Source organism: Collimonas sp. OK607 (assembly GCF_900111995.1).
GTDB lineage: Bacteria > Pseudomonadota > Gammaproteobacteria > Burkholderiales > Burkholderiaceae_D > Collimonas.
In genome coordinates, this window is the sequence record NZ_FOKF01000011.1 from 1 (window position 1) to 16,069 (window position 16,069).

Sequence of the window (16,069 nt, forward strand, 5' to 3'; positions counted from 1 at the left end):
TGGCAAACAAATAGGCATGATGGGGACGCGCAGCACCGAACACCTTTACAACACGCGCCAGAAGCGTGTCCATGCCGGCACGCATATCCAGCGCCTCGGTGGCCAACCAAATTGCATCAATGCGGATCAACGCAACCACCCTTGCAACCATGTCGCGCATTCGCCTGCAGCGTACATCGGCCAACGAATATTGATCGTCGCAGCGCCACGGCGTACCTCAATCTGAATTTCTTGCGATCCAAGGGAAATGCCCGGGGTCTCCAATTGCAACGGCACAAATTCTGCTGATGGCGTGCTCATCGACTTGCGAATCTCCGCGGCAGCATCCAGCTCTTCCTGACGAGCTACCCAGCTCCTTAGCAGGTTTGCATTCAGGCGGTAGTGCAACGCCACCGCCGCAATAGAGATGTTCGGCTGCATGGCTGCCCGTATGGCCTGGGCTTTAAATTCCTTGCTGTGACGCCGCCGTCGCGTTGGCGGAACTACGTCTGGCAATACTTCAATTTCTGCTTCCATCGTGTACACATGTCCATTTAAATTTGTAATGGACATGATCGTCGCTTAGATCCCGGTACCTCCTCAAGATGACTTTACCGGCCGCTTACTTACTTTTTGCCAGGCTGCAAGTATTCCGTCAATCCTTGGAACCACATCACCTCAATAAAGTCACCACTGATTACGAGATCTTCCGTATGCAACGCTACCAGAAAGGCTTCTTTGCTATCCTTTGCGGAAAGTACAGCAAAAACCAACATGTACGCAAAATTTGGTCATGGATCAGGGAGAATAACCAACATGTACGTAGATTATGGTCACTGTTTGGAGTCATTTTCCAACATGTACGTAAACTTTTGTACCGTTTGTCAGCACATTAGGTAACGAATGTACGTAGATTTTTGTAAGAACGTGTTTCTCCCAGAGTTAAAAAAAAGCCACGAATTCATCGTGGCGGCCGATAATTTGATGACATGTTGCCGGTACTGGAAGTTCGCATAATTTGTAGATTATCAAGCGAAGAAACTGTACCCTTTTACCTCATATCACCACGTCGAGAACAAGCTCCGGCGCGGGGTACAGCGTGATATGAGTGATTCAAAATTTCCGGAAATTTTTTCCACGGCTACCGCAATAGTCGCCACTCCCGCGACTGCAAACTGTAAAGAAATCCGCTCCCAATAAGCCCGTTTCGCCGGGTTCTTTTCCTTGTCCTTATGGACTGCCGCAAACGCTACGTGTGGTTCAATTTTTGCCATGTCGGCAAGCATCATAATTTCCGCTTCGTCGGCTGGTCGTCGTCCACTTTGTAGGTCTGAAATCCTTCCGGTCGTTATTCCAAGCGCTTGAGCGAGTTTGTAATCGCTTGTCAAGCCCTGCTGTTGCTTCGCTGCATCAATTAAGTCAATTTGGTTCATAAAACCTCCTTTTTTGCCACTTTACACGGTGGTCCGCGTTTGACAACCCCCGCATATGAGAGCTACCTTTCGCACAACCCGCATTTGCGGGCTAATTCAAGCGAAAAGGAATTTACCATGAGCGAAGCACCTAAACAGCCTCTTAAGGCAAATCAAACAGTAATCGTTGGTCGTATTGACAACGTCCGCAACTTCGAAGTTTCAGGCAAGAACACTTTCGAGACCCGCGTTATCCAGGCAGCAGCCGACGAGTATTCCTCCCCCTCCGCAGTAGCACTGATGTCCCATCACCGGCTTGGTGGCTCCGGTGATCTCGTCCAAGTTTTGGTGTCCGTCGCTGGTTTCCGTGACAGCTACAAGGACAAACAGGGCGGTACTGTGCAGACCGCCCGTAACACCCTGCGCGTGGTCGAGTAAGGCTTTTGACGTTGGGCTTGTCCCAGTTATCAACAACTCATAAACGGGGTACGCAGTGGGCAAATTTGCAGAAGGCGTTGCGCAGTATGAAAAAGATTTTCAAGGTGTTCAAAAAAAGAATTCGATTTTTGAAACCTTCGGCGCAAAGCCGTTTGACCCGCTCGAAATGGTACGTGATGAATTGCGATACAAGCGGCTACGTCGAAACATCGGCGTGGCTGCAAAGCTGCACGAGATCAGTGTGGCGGCGGGTCGCAAAAATCATAACGTCGTCATGGTCACGCTGACTTATGAGGTTGATAGCTGGGACAAAAAGCACATGGGCGCGTACCTGACCAATGTGCGTAATTGGATGTTTCGTCGCACTGGCGAAAAGCTGAAATACGTATGGGTCGCAGAGATGCAAAAGCGTGGCGTGATTCATTACCACGTTCTGTACTGGATGCCACGCGGCATAACGATGCCGAAGGCCGATAAACAGGGCTGGTGGCCGCACGGCTCGACCAAGACGGAAAAGGCGAATAAGCCGGTTGCATACGCGATGAAATACGCGTCAAAACTGGATTCGAAAGAGGGGTTCCCTGATGGTGCTCGCACATATGGTGTTGGTGGTCTCGTTGAAGCTGATCGCAGTGCTCGGCGCTGGTTTAATTTCCCTGGCTTTATTAAAGCACGTGCGGCGGTCGGTGACTGTTGGAAGCGATCAGTGGGAGGTGGATGGCTTGAACATGCAACAGGTCAGTTATGGCCTTCGGAATGGGGTATTTGCCTTGTCACGAAACTTAGACTCTCGATCGTCCGTCTTCACGATCACGGCCGTCCCCTCGATGTCGGAGGCCCGTTCTCATGGCTAAAGTCGAATCTCAAGGTCGAGCAAATTGCTTGATGCGTAGTGCGTACATGACTGATCGCCGTCAAGCGGTCTGCATGGAAATGCGCACGGCTTACAACGTCGATGTCGATAAATACATGGACTATCTTTTCGAAAATCAGGCGGATCTAGGCGCTGATTTCGTAGTTCGGCAGGTCGAGTGGGCCGAAAACATTTTGCAAGATCGCCTTGCCGGGGCACTACCGGGGGCCAAGCGTCCAGCGGCCCCGGTGAATAGCCTTCCACACGGCGAAGCCGGTGGAAGCGGCTCCACGGAGTCAATAGCTCGCATACGGGCGCACTGGGAGTGATGCATGTCAAATATTGATTTGCCGATTATTACTGCTCAGTTTTACTGGGGTTTTGTGTTCGGTTTCGTTCTCGCGATTCTCATGGTTATTTTGATTCATATGGTGCTTGAATGATTCCACTTACAGCAGATCAGCTTGCTTATGTGCAGCCGGTTGTTTTTGAGGCTGTCTGGCAGTGCTCCGCATTGTCGCTGGTGTTCGGTCTCTTGCTGGCGTGGGCTTTGCCGCATCCGTCGCGGTTCTTGGATTACCTGTTTCCTGTTTTGTCGGATACGTATGTGCGTTATTTGAGGCGAGCTTATGCAGGTGTTCGTCGTAAGCATGATTGGAGTTATTGGCGCTGGTTTATGGGCGTCGTTGGTCGGCATGAACGTATTTTTCGTCGTCGCATTTGGCGCTTGCGCTTCGCAAGATTAAAAGTGACGTGTCACATAAAAAAGGAGGCGTGATGTTTGATACGGCTTCGGTACAGGATTTGATTGCAGGGGCATCGTTTGTATTGTGCTTCGCAGTTGGGATTATCGCGGGATTGCTCTCATGAGTGACCTCGCAATAATGATCGGGGGCTGCATGAGTTCTGTGGGTCTCGGTTGGGTGGTAGGGCGTGGCTGGAAACTGGTCCGTCAATTTCTTGATGCAATTTAACTTAAGGGGTATTTCTATGTTCTCGAAAATCAAAAATGTTTCTCAGCGTGCCGTTGTTGCTGCTTCGACCGCTGGCGTGGCGGTGGCTACTGCGTTGTTCTCTGGTGCTGCCAATGCTACTCTCGATCCGGCTGTTGCTACGTCGCTGACCGCTATTCAGACTGACGCAACGTCGCTGAACGGCTTGGTGATGCCTATTGTCTTGGGTATCTTCGGCATGTTGGTCACTTACAAGCTGATCAAGCGCTTCGGCGGCAAGATCTAACGCATCGTGATCCGCGCTGCCGTTTGGCTCTGTGTGTGCCTGACTGCGGCGCATCTTTATTTGCTGTATATGGGGCGCGGTAGCGCGGGGTCGCTCGGCGCTAGCCGGGTGCCCCGCGTTACTGTGCCACATTCATCTGACTGTGATTGCCTGATTCCTCCTAATCGCGGTCTTTACCGGTGATCGTATGAGACGCGTTTTATCCTTGCTGTTGATGCTCTTGATCGTTCTTGATCCCGTGATCTCTATCGCGGCTGTCGGCATTCTGCCTCCTAATGGTGTTGCTGGTCCGTACTCAACTTGGTTTCCGTCGGGCCAGACTGGTATCGGCATCATTCCGCCTCCGGTTACTGCTACTGCTGCTGCTGGTACTGCTGATGTTGCCGCCACTGTAGGTACAAATGTGGCCGTTCGCACTGCAACCGGTATTGCTATTGATGTTCCGGTCACTGCTGTTGCTACTGTTTCTGGTGATGCTATCGCTGCTCGTGGTGCGGCCATGGCTATTCCAGGTGTAGGTACTGCAATAGCGGTCGCTGCCACTGCTGTTCAGGTTGCCCAGATGTTGAAAGACGCTGGCTTTCGTTATGGTAACTGTGCGAATCCCGGCTTGATCGTGGGGCCGTCGAGTTCGTACTGCATGCCTAACAATAATGGACTGTATTTATATACGGTTGGTGGCTTGAATACTAATTTTTCGTCGGCGTTGGATGCTGCTACTGCGCGTTCTGCTCAGATTTGTCAGCAGAATGGTGTTACTAGTGGCTATTACTGTCCTGTTCCAAGTGGTTCTTGTACTGAGGCTAGTGGTGCTGGTAGTTGGAGTTGCGTTACTTCTGGCAATTACACTTCGGTGACTGGTAGCAAAATCGTTAATCCTAATCCTCCTGCGCAGACATATTCTTCTGCTTCTGGTGACGCGATCGCCGGTGCGTTGAAGCTTCGCATGATCGCTGATTCAAATGCACGCAAGGCGTTGTTTGATGCCATGCGTGCTGATGCTACTGGTACGGTTCAGCCCGATAGCTTGCCTCCTCTGTATCCTGCTACATCGCCTGTTACTGTGACGGCTCCTCCGGTTACTTCTGCGCCTTCGTCGCCAAGTGTTCAGACAATTCCTAAGCCAGATGGGTCAATTGATACGGTGAAGACGACAGAGCAAACAACTGTGACGCCAACCACAACTGGTACGACTGTTGGTGATACGAAAACGACTTTTCCAAGCAGTACGACAACTACTACCACGACAACAAATAACGTTAGCAACACGACGACGACAAGCACGAACGTTGTAAGTAATCCGCCTGCTTTGCCGATGTTTCCGAATGATTACAACAAGGAAGTCACGCAGCAAAAAATTGAGCGTGATTTGAATACGGATGCTGCTGGTGCGCCTCCTGATTTGACGACTGTGACTACTGGAATTGCGTCCGCTCAGCAAGATCAATCTACTGATTTTACAAATATTCCGACTCAGCTTGCTACCGATAAGGCGAATTGGTTTTCGTGGGTGTGGACGCCGCCTGTCGGTTCGTGTGTTCCAAGTACCGCGACGTTGAATGGCGTTGCAGTGTCCCTTGATTACTGTCCTACCGTTCTCAAAATTCGTGACGTGATGGGCTTTTTGTTTGCCATGTTTGGTGCGTGGCAAATTTACAGTTTGATTTTCAGGGAGAACTGATCGTGTTGAAAATTTTAACTTTTTTGTTTGCCACTGTACCTGCGCTGTTTTCCGCTTTCTTCGCTTATTTTGTGCGAAAGCATACGACTGCTGTTGCGGGTATTTTGGCGATGGGCGCGTTGCTCGTTATTTTTATCAGCTGCATTAATGTCATCCTTCAAACCGTCATTGGCTTGCTCGTTATTCCGGCGTGGCTGTTGAATTTTATCGGTATGTTTATTCCAGGTGATTTTTCTGTGGTGCTGGCGGCGATGGTTTCTGGAAAAATCTGTCGCGCTGCATTTGCCTATGGTGTCAAGAAAACTGATTTGGTCGTTAAGGCGAATTGATATGTCTGACTATCTTGTTCACGGAAAAAAAGGCAACGGCAAAAGCCTGGTCGTGGTCGGGCGTATTAAGGATGCTCTGTTGGCCGGTAAAAAGGTCGCCACTAATCTCAATTTGACATTAGAGGAATTGCTTCCGCTTGGTCATAAGCAGGTGATTTGTTACCGTTTGCCGGACCGTCCAACTTTCGCCGACATGCAGGCTATCGGCGTTGGCTCGGAAAAGATCGATGAATCGACGTATGGCCTCGTGGTGCTCGATGAGATGGCTACATGGATGAATGCTAGGTCGTGGGCCGATAAAGAGCGTCAGGCGTTGCTGGACTGGTTTGTGCATTCCCGTAAGCTCGGCTGGGATACCTATTTTATTTGTCAGTCGCCTGATCAGATCGATAAGCAGGTTCGTACTTCGTTGGTCGAGTTGTCGGTGTCGTGCAAGCGTTTGGATAAGATTCGGATTCCGTTTCTCGGTGCATTGACTAAGGCTATGTTTGATGTTGAGTTGCGGCCTCCGAAAGTGCATGTCGCTACTGTGCGTTATGGCTCTGGTCATGAGGCTGTAGTGAATGATCGTTGGGTCTATCGCGGTCATGGCTTATATGCTGGCTACGATACTCGCCAAGTGTTCAAAGCGGATTATTCGGATGGGCTGTTTTCTTATCTGTCGCCGTGGCATGTCAAGGGTCGGTACGGCAAGCTGCCTATGCGGTTGCGCGACTATATCAAGTTGCTTTTCACACCTTCGTTTTCGCGTCCTGAACCAAAGCCTATGCACCCGTTAGCGCGGCTGGTGTCGCAACTTCCGGCGCCTGATCGTGTAAGGCATTTTCAACGTTTGGAGCAACTGGGGGCATTCAAATGATTTATATGTTTTTCGGCATGGTTGTCTTGGTTTTCAATCTCTTGTTCTGGTTGTTTGCTCCTTCGGCAAATGCGGATGAGGTGCCGCTCGATGTGCCGGAAGTCCCTGTTAAGGTCGTTGCGAAACCAAAGCCGAAAGAGGAGACGCTCCGCGTTGAAAAGGTTTCCAGGGCGCTGAGTGACCAGACGATGAAGCGTGATCAGTTGTTGGCGTACCTTGCTTCTAAGAGGTCGTATGCTGAGCGCGGTGGCTGTGAGGCTGATGGTTTTCTGACGTGTCAAGGGCAGGGCGCTCGTATCGAGGGGTCACCGTCCAAGACCGACGAGGGCCGTTATCGGCCTCGGCCCGGCACCATTCGTGATTATCACGAATAAATGTGACGCACCAGGTGTTACTTGCGGCAGCTCGGTCACTGTGACTGTGCCGGCGTGACTGGTCCAGGATCTGTCACACCTGGATGGTCACGGTTAACGATAAAATGCCTGCCAAACAGGGGGCATTATGCAAATACCATCTACAACTGAGATCGTCATTCTGCTGGTCGGCTTGCTGATGTGGCTTGTCGGCCATCGCGTCAATCAGAAACAGAAAAAATCGGTAGGGCGTTCGGCTGCGCCTCCTGGAGCGAAATCGCCTCGCGATCGCCAGGCGGCAAACTCGGAATTAACGCGGCGGCTTAAGCAGGCCTGCTTTGGTGATCGTCCGAAGGCTGATCGGCTTATCCAGTATGAAAAGAAACGGTGTCCAGGCATCACGCATGCTGAGGCCATTCAGCGTGCATTGGAGCGATTGGAAATTGACCGTAGTCGTCATAACTGATCTGCTCTGAGGAGCGGCTGGGTCTGGGCCGCAGGGCCCAGGTAGACCAGTGAGGCCGCGAAGCTGCTTGCGGTGCAATGCGGCCTCGGAGTTGGCCTATCTCTGCACGTCTTCGCCACCTAAAGCCGCTTTTGACCTTATCCAGCCATGTATCTGCGCATGTTGAGCCATCGGCGTTTTTGCGGACTGGGCCGGTTTTCAGGTGGAAGCGGCTTTTTGCTTCTTCCTGAATACTGCTCAAAAGACCGTAAGCCTGGCTTTGTGCTGTAGCTGCTGTCGTTGGCTGATATGGTTGACCAGCGTAGCTCTCCGGCGCGTCCTGTGCGGCTGCGGTCACGCTTGAGGCCGTACAGGGCTTCCATGTAGCGGCTCTCGAGAACGATGAGCCTGAGCGCCCACTGTGGGCAGTAAGTCTTTCCGGCTTCCCAGTCCGTGATTGTCCGGACATGGCGGCCTGTGATTTTGGCGGCGGCGGCGACTGTAAAGCCGCTCATGTGCCTTGCCGCAACAAATTCTGATGGAAAACAATATTTATTTTTTGTAGCGATACGCTGCGTTTTCATTGACATTAACCCCTGAACGTGAATAACTAAAAGAAAAGGCCGGGATACGTTGTCCCGGCCATGTTTTTTATCCTCACCATGCATGCATTATTTACGATAATTTGATGCCATGTTGCGGGTACAGTAACTTCGCATAATTTGTATTATGTAAAATTATCAAAGTGGCAACGTCGCCTATTGTCGGCAATATTTGCACGGTTTTCGAGGCTGTTTGTTGGCACCACACTGCAACCGGCAGCAAGCTAGCAAATCCAAAATCTGCCTCTTTTCAACGCCTGCTAATTGCAGGCGTTTTTTATGCTCGGCCACTTTGCGATACTCGCGCCGTCGCCGTGCATTGTTCCAAGTAACCTTGCGCAAATTCCGCAAATGCCAGTACGAATGACGAATCTCCATCATCATACGATCCAGATCGCCCTGGCTGATCTGTTCGCGCTCGAACAATTCCAGTTGCATAAAATGCAGCGATTGTAATTTGGAAACAAAAGGAATGTTGAGAAAAGACTAAAACCGGTTTTTTAGGTGGCGAACACGTGCACGGAAGCGCGAACGGACAAGGCCGCATTGCACAGCCCGTAAATAATTAATCTCACTGGTCTATATGGGCCCTGCGGCCCATACCCCGCCACTATTTAGAACCGACTGCCTTGCCGGTTTTCTTCCCTAGTACCCCATAGCCATCTTCGTCAAAAGACACCACAGAAGGCCCAGAGCCGCCACCAGACACACCGGAAACCCCACCAGCATCAGCAACACGGTCACCACCGGCAATCTCACGTTGCCGCGCATCGGAAACCCGCGCCCAACCCTCAAGCGGAAATTGCGTAGCAACATAACTCACCTTACCTTTTGAAATCGTCGCAGTATCCAGATCAGGACTCACAATCACCATGTACCCAAGATCAATGATCTGCTTCATCGTCAGCCGCTCGACAGCACGTAAACCATCATCAAACCATTCAAAAACAGCCGACATTTTTTCTTTATTACGTACCACCATCGACAACCGCAAACGATAACGCTCGCTCAAATCCTGAATAAAATCCTTTTCATATTTTTTTTCGGGAACCGGCGCAGCAGGAGCAGCTTGAGCCGGTCCACCATTGCCCTGATAACTAGCCGACATGGACGGCGTAGAAGCACCATGCTTACCCATCAAGGACTTTTCCAACCCGCCGCCCTTGAAGGCGTTGTAGACGTAATAGACAGACACGCAGAACACAACCAGAAACAACGGAATCCATTTTTTAAATACAGGATTCGACCAGATCGATTGTCTGCTGTCAGCATAGCGTTGAGCCGTTTCAGCGCCCTTCTCAAAGCTCTTATAAGAGCCGAAAATTTTCTTGTTGTACGGCGTTTTTCCCGAACTGACATGCTTGAATTTTTCCGGCCCAGTCGCCTTCGATAAGCTCCAGTTGTAATGGTTTCCGGCGCCGACCATATCAAGCTTGGTGAAATTGATTTTTGTATCGACACGCCGCCTCCAAATCTTATGGCAGTCCTTGAGATCCTGCCCCATGAAAACAATGTCCAATCCCTTGTGGCCATGCTCTGCAACGAACTTGGTTACACCTGGAGACAATGGCTTGCGGCCAGCGTCAGGAAAATAGTTTTGCAACTCATCGATAATCATCAAGGAGCCAACAGGGATACCATCGACGTAATCGCAAGCCACTTGATAAGAATCAGCGCCCTCAAAAAACCGAGCAGATGCCATGACACCGGGGATAGATGGAGCTTGCGACACGAAAGCGATGTAACCAGTAATCGAACCCTCGAAATCAATGTCATACGGCGCAAACTGAGGAACAACAGCGGAGACGACTTGCGGCAAAATTAGCTGAGTACCATCAACCACCGTCACCCGAAGAAACTGCAAATCCAATTCACTATCTGGATTCGGATGATCGTAAGAAGCAACGTGAACGCTCACGATTAAGCCCCCTTAGTTGCAGGAGCTTGAGCAGCTTGGTTTGCCGCAGGCTTTTGAGAAATTGACGTGATCGTCGCGACAGTCGATTCAACGCGCTTTTGCTGCGAAATGGCGACTTCAAATTCCACCTCATACATGCCAGGTGTAGTTTCCTTGAAGCGCTCCGGCAGCACCAACTCACCGACCAAAGGCTCAACAACGCCAGTATCACGATTGACCTTATGCACGATGCATTGAGCCATGCGCATGTCGTAATCATTGCCGGTTTTTTTCGAGCGACCGGCGACAGTGACAACGTGCAAAATTTGGATGGTGTTTTTCATGCTTTCTAGCCCCTAGACTGAATGGATAAATGTGAGTATGGTTAACCAACTAACCGAATTTGAGTTATTCATTAATGAGTAACTTAGGCTAGATTACTCAACAATGAATAACATTTCCAATTGGGAATTACTATGAACTACAGCGAATTAATAGAAAGAGCCCTAGGAGGCGAATCAGTGAACAAAAAAGCGAAAGAATGGGGAATCCCGCAGCCAACACTAGACCGGTACGTAAAAGGAAAAACACTGCCGGATTTTGAAGCAGCACTGACAATGGCTAACGCCGCAGGAATAGGCATAGAGCAAGCCGTCAAGATGCTTGCGAAGGAAGAGCGACTGCGAAAACAGAACGCCAAGAAGATAGCCGCAGCAGAAAAAATCAAAACAAATTTTAATGCCCTTGCATCGTATGTCCGCGCACGTTTTAGCTATAGCTAAATGTGACGGTGCAAGGTAAGCGCGGCAGTCTTTGTATTATGTCAAATGCGATACGCAGGAAACGGCGTCTATCGACAATGCCGTTTATATGGCTTAATTCTGAAATAGGGAATCAATCCCCTCCAGCCATATGGTCGCCCGTCGTGATGAGTTTCGAGGCAGCGCTCACGAACAAGTCGGTAAGCCTGCTTTGCGCCAAGTGTAGTTAGCCGTTTAATGGCTTCGGTAGTGGCACCAGAAAGATAAAGTAAAACCGCTTCTTTCCTTGCGAAATATTGGGCACGCTTGCTCCCCGTTAATGCGCCCTCGTCTGGAGTTGGCCATTGTGTAGTATCAATACTACTCCCGCCGATCATGCGTCGGGAGAACTGGCCGCTTTCCTCAACATCGCCATCTTCCATTGGAATCCTCCAACAGGGCTTCCGCCGCTTGAGCACGGCAGATTGCAAATCATAGCACTGCTCGAATCAGTCAGGCACGTAATAAATTGTTCCGTTGGGTGGGATACAAAATTCTGCACAACGCAATTCAAAGGAACACTTTTCTGCACAATTAGTAACGCAGAAATTGTTCCCAAAGATTAAACTCGACACTCTGATTCAACGGTGACAAAGTAGGAACAAAATTGTGCAAACCGACGGTACTTGCATGGCTTAGCGCTCTAACAAAAAACTATCCGGGTTGAACACGTAACCCTCACGGGTAAAGTCATTAGAAGGCTGCCCTCCCGCTTGAAATTGTCAGCTCTTCTTGCCCTTGCTTGTTGGCGCCTGCTTCTTCTTGTTCGACTGCTGGTTTTGTTTCGGATCGGTTTTTTTATCTCGTTTGGCTGGCTCGACCGGCTTTTTCTTCTTGCCGCCGTCTTTCGTGCCCGGTGTGCTGTCCGCCGCCTGCGTTGCCGTTTCAGCGCCTTGGGCTTCGTCTACGGTAACGGCCACGCTGGAGGCTGTGAGTTTGAGACCGGTCGTATCGATGGCGAAGAAAGGATGGCAAAAGCGCAGACCGCTGGCCTCGCGGATCGTATAGCCCTTGTAATGCGTGCAACTGACATAGAAATTCGTCATGTCGCGATCGAACACGATCTTGACCTTGCTGCCGCGGCTGGCCGAAGCTTCGAAATACAAATGGCCGCCCTGCAGCCAATGGCGGTCGTTCGTATGGACCGTGTAAGCGCTCTTGGCACCGGCGAGGAGTTTCTTGACTTCGTCGCCGAGCCAGCTTGGCGGTGCGATCACGCGAATGCCGTCGCTGGGTATGCCGCCGAGCGCGTCCAGTTCGGCCACCGCGCTGACCGATTTTTCCTCGAAGCTTAGGTCATTGCAGCGCGGTTCGCGTGTCGTCGTATCGATTACGATGTCCGACTTCAGGGCCAGCTTGAGTGGCGACTGGACTTCGCGGGTCCTTTTCGGATCCAGCTCGCCGCGATTCATGGACGTGAAAAGTTTTTCCCAAATCAGCTCGTAATTGCGTGGGTCGGTCACAGTGGCGTCCAACAACAATCCATTGCGAGCTTCGCTGTTCTTTTCAGTGGTCGAGCTGCTGCTTTTGGTTTGGGTATGGTGTAACCGGCCCGCGAAGCTTTCACCTTGGCCCACGTACATGGCTTTCTGGTCCCAGCCGACGCCGTTGACGTCGTATTCAAGGTCGCCTTTGCCGGACCAGGGGCCGATTCTTTCAAAGCCCTTCATCGGCTGGGCATAAGCAGCCGTCAAACTTTCCGAGATAGGCTTGCTGGCGTCCGCAGTCTCTTTCTTTGAGGCTTTCGCCTGGCAGCGCACATAGGCATCCTTGGCTCCTTTATTCAGCTTGTCCAGCTGGGCCAGATAGAAGCCGAGGTCTTTGTCATCCGAACTGGTAAAGACACGGTGCGTGTCGGGTCGTCCCCCGGGGCCGCCCAGTTTGACGCCGTGGATGGCACTGGCATGCTGATTCAGATCGTGGCGGATCTGATGCAGTTGATGCTGCAAGCGCACCATCACGGCTGCGCCGTCGTAGTCAATGCCGATCAGCCTTCCGTAACAGGCGTTGATCGTCTCGCTCAGGTCGCTCAATCGGTTGTACAGGCGTGCCAATGCGCTTTGATCCTTGCCGCTAAAGCTTTTGACATCCTTGGCCAGCGCGCCGACGTCGTGCATGTTGGACTGACGCATCAGCTTGACCAGGCCGTCGCGCTTCAGCGCCTCGGCACGCTCGATCGCGCTATAGCGTTCACCGTCGACGGCGGCAGGATCGGCCCCGCGCTGCAACAGAAAGCGGACCATTTCTTCGTCTTCCGTATCTGCTTCCACAGCCGCATGCAGGGCTGTCTTGCCGCTGGCGGGATCGACAGCTTGGGCGCTGATACCGCCCGAATCCAGCATTTGTTGTACGCGATGCCGATTGCCCGCCCTGACCTGTTCCAGCAGCAAGGCGCTGGCCGTCAGGCCGCTAAGTTGCTCGACCGGCGTATCGAACTCGCGCGCGTCGGCGATCCGGCGGTAAGTATACAGATAGCCCTGGTGCTGTTCGGCGCCCGGGTCGTCATGGGCGGTGACGTTGCTGTCATTCGCCTGCAGCCATTCGCCCCCCTGCTCTTGCTGCATCCAGGCCCGGTAATGGCCTGTATCGCGCGAGCCCGTGTGCATGACGATACCGGTCAGTCGATAGCGGTACTGGGTCTCGACGGAACGGTGCTCGCTGATCGTGAAGGTCGGCGGCATGAAGAAGGCTTTATCGAGGCGACGCCAGCCACGGCTATCCTGGATGCTGCGGTTCAGCACGAAGACCAGTACATCGGGCAAGTGCAGCAGCTCGTGTGTTTCCTTCACTGCCGAAAGCGCGTGGACCGCGTTATCCTGGCGCACCTTGGGTCGGTTCGCTTCGTCGTAGAAAGTAGTGATCCCTTCATGAAAGCGCAGCGCCAGGAATTGTTCGAGCGTGTCGAAATGGGCGATATCGATGGGGATGGAATTGGCTGGTGCCATTTTCTCCGTACTTTTGCCCTTAGTGTAATCGGCCGGGCCTTTGGGCGTGTCGCCCGTCCAATTGTGGCGGGCGTCGGCTTCGAAGCTGCGCACGCGCTGGCCGCGGATCTGGTCTTTGCCGCGGATAGCCAGGTTGAGTAAACGCAGAAGTAGTTCGGACGCATCCTCTTCCGCCGTCTCGCTTTCCACGAGCTCATGCTTGAGCAGCAGTTCACGCATTTCCGTGATGCGCGCTTTCTCGATGTTTTTGTCGCCGCCTTTGCCGATGTCCGCGGCCAATTTCATGATCGGATCCAATACTGGATGCTTGCGGTGATGTTCGAACACGCTGTGCAATGGCCCGCTGATCATTTGCAACGCCACATTCATGAAGCAGTCGTGTCCGCTGACATTAGGTAGGCCGCGACGCGCCGTACTCGGTTTTCCCTCGGGGAAGTGCCTGTCCTCCGGGCCAGACGATTCTTCCGAGCTCTCATGCCCATCGCCGAGGTCGCGCAGCGTGAATTCCGGCTTCTCGTCCTGTAGCGATTTGTCCGGTGCGAGCCTCAAAGGACCGGCGCTGCGATAGGTGTAGATATAACCAGTGTCGATATTGTCGGGCTCCACGCGGGCGGTGGCGGGCTTGTCGTCGTTACGCGCCAGCCAGCCTTTGTCCGTCAGGCGTTCGGCCGTGTAGTGGCCGCTTGACAAGCCGCCGTGTTGCACGACAAAGGCCTGCAGCTCAAACTGTTCCCAACGCGGCGCGTCCGATGCGCCGCTGCGCAGCACGAGTTCTCGCGGCATTGCGAAACGCCGGTTGATGCGCTGCTGTCCGCCATCGGGGCCGACGCGGAAGCGATGCAAATTGAATGTCAGTACCGGCGGCAGTGACACGAAGCGGCGTCGCACGGCCACCTCGCCGACACGGCGGACATTGCCGCCGACCAGGATTGCATAGCGATTCTTGGCGTCGAATTCGGTGTGCACATTGCCGACGCCGAACTCGTGATAGAGGAAGTCGTGGAAACTCGCGTACTGGTCGATATCGACCCCAATCATCGCGGTCCGGCTGGTTTGCCGGGCCTTCTTGTCGGTATAGGTTTGTAGTTGACTGCGGTCGTGGGTGTAGGCCGCGTCGGGTTCGGACTTGGCGTATTCGCGCTCTTCTTCGACTTCGACCTGGTCGCCCGCAACCAGTGTCAGCTCCAGCAAATGCTGTAGTACTTCAGATGCGTCTTCCTGGTTGCCTTTGCTGGTGATCACGCGTCCGCGGCGACCGACTTCGACGCCGTGCAAGCGCTCACGCAACGTACCGATCGTAGCTTGCGGCACACTGTCGCCGCCGGCATTGACTTGTTGGATCACTGTCCACAGTTCGTTCTGAACATCCCCATGGTGCGTCCAGGGCCTGGCTGCCGGGTCAAATTGTTCCTGGTAGCCGGCGCCGATCAAATGGATCAATGCGTTGAGGAAGCAATCATTGGCACGGTTTTCGATCCCTGCCGGCTGTTTGCGCTGGATGACGCCGCGCAGCGCGCGCAACCGGGCCAGGCGCGGGTTGTTCTGCTGTGGATGCTGCCCATTGGCACCGTAGCCGGTGTATCCCAGCGCCGTTGCCCCCATTGCGTCGGCCTCACGCTCCAGTCCGAGGTCGTCGTTGACCGGCATATCGCCATGCATTTGCAACGTCGGCTTTACCCTCCCCTGCGCCTGCTGCACAATATGCCAAGCCTCATGCGGCAAATGCCTCTCTTGTCCAGGCCCCACATGAATCTCACTGCCTTGCGCATAAGCATGAGCCTGCAACTGCGCCGGTTTAGTCGAGTTGTAATGCACCTTAACGTGATCCATCGACATTCCGGACAGGGACTCAATGCCGGACTTCAAGCCATCCGGCAGTCCGGTGTCGTTAGATTGTCGTTGTATGGGCATCGCTGGCAACATGCCCGCCAACTCGTCGGTAGCTGCATTCTGCTCATCGTCCTTGTTGCCTGCCTTGTCAGTTTCTTTGCGTTGCATCGGACCGTTCGCGTTGGCAATCACATTCCCGTCCGCTTGCTGCCGCGACGTGCGTTCGCTGTTTCGCGCCATGTCCATCAGCGAATGCTGTGCGCTCGCACTGTCGCGACGGTCATGAAAACTGTTATCGACAACGCCCTGCCGTCCGCGTCCAGCAGGCGTTTCGCTTGACTTGCTTTTCCGTGAATAGATTCGCATGATTTTCTCTTGTCAACGGACTTCCGAGGCTTTTTCACGAA

Annotated in this window: 19 protein-coding genes; 11 read left to right on the forward strand and 8 right to left on the reverse strand. The window is 52.7% G+C overall.

All coding sequences use genetic code 11. The features are described from left to right. Positions 1–126: 126 nt before the first annotated feature. Positions 127–552, reverse strand: coding sequence for a transposase (locus BM029_RS09730; RefSeq protein ID WP_092435286.1), 426 nt, complete (start codon positions 550–552; stop codon positions 127–129). 488 nt (positions 553–1,040) lie between these two features. Continuing rightward, positions 1,041–1,412 carry a hypothetical protein gene (locus BM029_RS09740; RefSeq protein ID WP_092435289.1) on the reverse strand — a complete coding sequence of 124 codons (372 nt, stop codon included), beginning with the start codon at positions 1,410–1,412 and terminating at the stop codon, positions 1,041–1,043. Between the two features lie 117 nt (positions 1,413–1,529). Here BM029_RS09740 and BM029_RS09745 point away from each other — a divergent pair, with 117 nt between their 5' ends. From BM029_RS09745 to BM029_RS25595, 10 genes are all read left to right on the forward strand, one after another. After that, complete coding sequence (locus BM029_RS09745; RefSeq protein ID WP_092435292.1) at positions 1,530–1,829, forward strand: hypothetical protein; 300 nt, start codon at positions 1,530–1,532, stop codon at positions 1,827–1,829. Between the two features lie 55 nt (positions 1,830–1,884). Next, positions 1,885–2,715 (forward strand): rolling circle replication-associated protein, encoded by an 831-nt coding sequence (locus BM029_RS09750; RefSeq protein ID WP_092435295.1) that lies wholly within the window; start codon positions 1,885–1,887, stop codon positions 2,713–2,715. A gap of 14 nt (positions 2,716–2,729) precedes the next feature. Then, complete coding sequence (locus tag BM029_RS09755; protein ID WP_139217216.1) at positions 2,730–3,011, forward strand: hypothetical protein; 282 nt, start codon at positions 2,730–2,732, stop codon at positions 3,009–3,011. A 110-nt stretch (positions 3,012–3,121) separates the two neighbouring features. Next, positions 3,122–3,460 carry a hypothetical protein gene (locus BM029_RS25585; RefSeq protein ID WP_139217217.1) on the forward strand — a complete coding sequence of 113 codons (339 nt, stop codon included), beginning with the start codon at positions 3,122–3,124 and terminating at the stop codon, positions 3,458–3,460. 212 nt (positions 3,461–3,672) lie between these two features. After that, complete coding sequence (locus BM029_RS09760) at positions 3,673–3,921, forward strand: major coat protein (RefSeq protein WP_092435301.1); 249 nt, start codon at positions 3,673–3,675, stop codon at positions 3,919–3,921. A gap of 187 nt (positions 3,922–4,108) precedes the next feature. Continuing rightward, positions 4,109–5,602: a hypothetical protein gene (locus tag BM029_RS25590; protein WP_139217218.1), complete on the forward strand. Its 1,494-nt coding sequence runs from the start codon at positions 4,109–4,111 to the stop codon at positions 5,600–5,602. Between the two features lie 2 nt (positions 5,603–5,604). Then, positions 5,605–5,931 carry a DUF5455 family protein gene (locus BM029_RS09770; protein WP_092435306.1) on the forward strand — a complete coding sequence of 109 codons (327 nt, stop codon included), beginning with the start codon at positions 5,605–5,607 and terminating at the stop codon, positions 5,929–5,931. A gap of 1 nt (position 5,932) precedes the next feature. Next, positions 5,933–6,790, forward strand: coding sequence for a zonular occludens toxin domain-containing protein (locus tag BM029_RS09775; protein ID WP_170851036.1), 858 nt, complete (start codon positions 5,933–5,935; stop codon positions 6,788–6,790). Continuing rightward, the gene (locus BM029_RS09780) at positions 6,787–7,164 is read left to right on the forward strand and encodes a hypothetical protein (RefSeq protein ID WP_092435312.1); all 378 of its coding nucleotides are present in this window, start codon (positions 6,787–6,789) and stop codon (positions 7,162–7,164) included. The genes BM029_RS09775 and BM029_RS09780 overlap by 4 nt, the downstream gene beginning before the upstream one ends. 127 nt (positions 7,165–7,291) lie before the next feature. Next, positions 7,292–7,609 carry a protein BatD gene (locus tag BM029_RS25595; protein WP_139217219.1) on the forward strand — a complete coding sequence of 106 codons (318 nt, stop codon included), beginning with the start codon at positions 7,292–7,294 and terminating at the stop codon, positions 7,607–7,609. Positions 7,610–7,746: 137 nt separating this feature from the next. Here the strand turns inward: BM029_RS25595 and BM029_RS09785 are convergent, their stop codons facing one another. The 4 genes from BM029_RS09785 to BM029_RS09800 all read right to left on the reverse strand — a co-directional run bounded on the left by BM029_RS09785 (position 7,747) and on the right by BM029_RS09800 (position 10,431). Next, on the reverse strand, positions 7,747–8,256 hold the full coding sequence (locus BM029_RS09785) for a helix-turn-helix domain-containing protein (protein WP_139217220.1): 510 nt from the start codon (positions 8,254–8,256) through the stop codon (positions 7,747–7,749). 90 nt (positions 8,257–8,346) lie between these two features. Further along, positions 8,347–8,628 carry a hypothetical protein gene (locus tag BM029_RS09790; RefSeq protein WP_244544989.1) on the reverse strand — a complete coding sequence of 94 codons (282 nt, stop codon included), beginning with the start codon at positions 8,626–8,628 and terminating at the stop codon, positions 8,347–8,349. Positions 8,629–8,800: 172 nt separating this feature from the next. Continuing rightward, positions 8,801–10,108 carry a zonular occludens toxin domain-containing protein gene (locus tag BM029_RS09795; RefSeq protein WP_092435317.1) on the reverse strand — a complete coding sequence of 436 codons (1,308 nt, stop codon included), beginning with the start codon at positions 10,106–10,108 and terminating at the stop codon, positions 8,801–8,803. 2 nt (positions 10,109–10,110) lie between these two features. Further along, positions 10,111–10,431 carry a hypothetical protein gene (locus tag BM029_RS09800; protein WP_092435320.1) on the reverse strand — a complete coding sequence of 107 codons (321 nt, stop codon included), beginning with the start codon at positions 10,429–10,431 and terminating at the stop codon, positions 10,111–10,113. Between the two features lie 132 nt (positions 10,432–10,563). On the opposite strand from BM029_RS09800, the gene BM029_RS09805 reads away from it, so the two are divergent. Next, a complete protein-coding gene (locus BM029_RS09805; protein ID WP_092435323.1) occupies positions 10,564–10,869 on the forward strand; it encodes a hypothetical protein in 306 nt (101 codons plus the stop codon). A 68-nt stretch (positions 10,870–10,937) separates the two neighbouring features. Here the strand turns inward: BM029_RS09805 and BM029_RS25600 are convergent, their stop codons facing one another. Together BM029_RS25600 and BM029_RS09810 are read right to left on the reverse strand one after the other, a co-directional pair. Next, complete coding sequence (locus BM029_RS25600) at positions 10,938–11,270, reverse strand: hypothetical protein (protein ID WP_139217221.1); 333 nt, start codon at positions 11,268–11,270, stop codon at positions 10,938–10,940. 339 nt (positions 11,271–11,609) lie between these two features. Then, positions 11,610–16,028 (reverse strand): eCIS core domain-containing protein, encoded by a 4,419-nt coding sequence (locus tag BM029_RS09810; protein WP_092435326.1) that lies wholly within the window; start codon positions 16,026–16,028, stop codon positions 11,610–11,612. Positions 16,029–16,069: the final 41 nt, after the last annotated feature.

What these genes read in the sequence shown, in the direction of transcription:
- BM029_RS09785 (WP_139217220.1), bottom strand. Translation starts at nt 8,256, where the DNA reads ATGCATGGTGAGGATAAAAAACATGGCCGGGACAACGTATCCCGGCCT.
- BM029_RS09745 (WP_092435292.1), top strand. Translation starts at nt 1,530, where the DNA reads ATGAGCGAAGCACCTAAACAGCCTCTTAAGGCAAATCAAACAGTAATC.
- BM029_RS09805 (WP_092435323.1), top strand. Translation starts at nt 10,564, where the DNA reads ATGAACTACAGCGAATTAATAGAAAGAGCCCTAGGAGGCGAATCAGTG.
- BM029_RS25585 (WP_139217217.1), top strand. Translation starts at nt 3,122, where the DNA reads ATGATTCCACTTACAGCAGATCAGCTTGCTTATGTGCAGCCGGTTGTT.
- BM029_RS09760 (WP_092435301.1), top strand. Translation starts at nt 3,673, where the DNA reads ATGTTCTCGAAAATCAAAAATGTTTCTCAGCGTGCCGTTGTTGCTGCT.
- BM029_RS09780 (WP_092435312.1), top strand. Translation starts at nt 6,787, where the DNA reads ATGATTTATATGTTTTTCGGCATGGTTGTCTTGGTTTTCAATCTCTTG.
- BM029_RS09775 (WP_170851036.1), top strand. Translation starts at nt 5,933, where the DNA reads ATGTCTGACTATCTTGTTCACGGAAAAAAAGGCAACGGCAAAAGCCTG.
- BM029_RS25595 (WP_139217219.1), top strand. Translation starts at nt 7,292, where the DNA reads ATGCAAATACCATCTACAACTGAGATCGTCATTCTGCTGGTCGGCTTG.
- BM029_RS09730 (WP_092435286.1), bottom strand. Translation starts at nt 552, where the DNA reads ATGTCCATTACAAATTTAAATGGACATGTGTACACGATGGAAGCAGAA.
- BM029_RS09810 (WP_092435326.1), bottom strand. Translation starts at nt 16,028, where the DNA reads ATGCGAATCTATTCACGGAAAAGCAAGTCAAGCGAAACGCCTGCTGGA.
- BM029_RS09800 (WP_092435320.1), bottom strand. Translation starts at nt 10,431, where the DNA reads ATGAAAAACACCATCCAAATTTTGCACGTTGTCACTGTCGCCGGTCGC.
- BM029_RS09755 (WP_139217216.1), top strand. Translation starts at nt 2,730, where the DNA reads ATGACTGATCGCCGTCAAGCGGTCTGCATGGAAATGCGCACGGCTTAC.
- BM029_RS09740 (WP_092435289.1), bottom strand. Translation starts at nt 1,412, where the DNA reads ATGAACCAAATTGACTTAATTGATGCAGCGAAGCAACAGCAGGGCTTG.
- BM029_RS25590 (WP_139217218.1), top strand. Translation starts at nt 4,109, where the DNA reads ATGAGACGCGTTTTATCCTTGCTGTTGATGCTCTTGATCGTTCTTGAT.
- BM029_RS09790 (WP_244544989.1), bottom strand. Translation starts at nt 8,628, where the DNA reads ATGCAACTGGAATTGTTCGAGCGCGAACAGATCAGCCAGGGCGATCTG.
- BM029_RS25600 (WP_139217221.1), bottom strand. Translation starts at nt 11,270, where the DNA reads ATGGAAGATGGCGATGTTGAGGAAAGCGGCCAGTTCTCCCGACGCATG.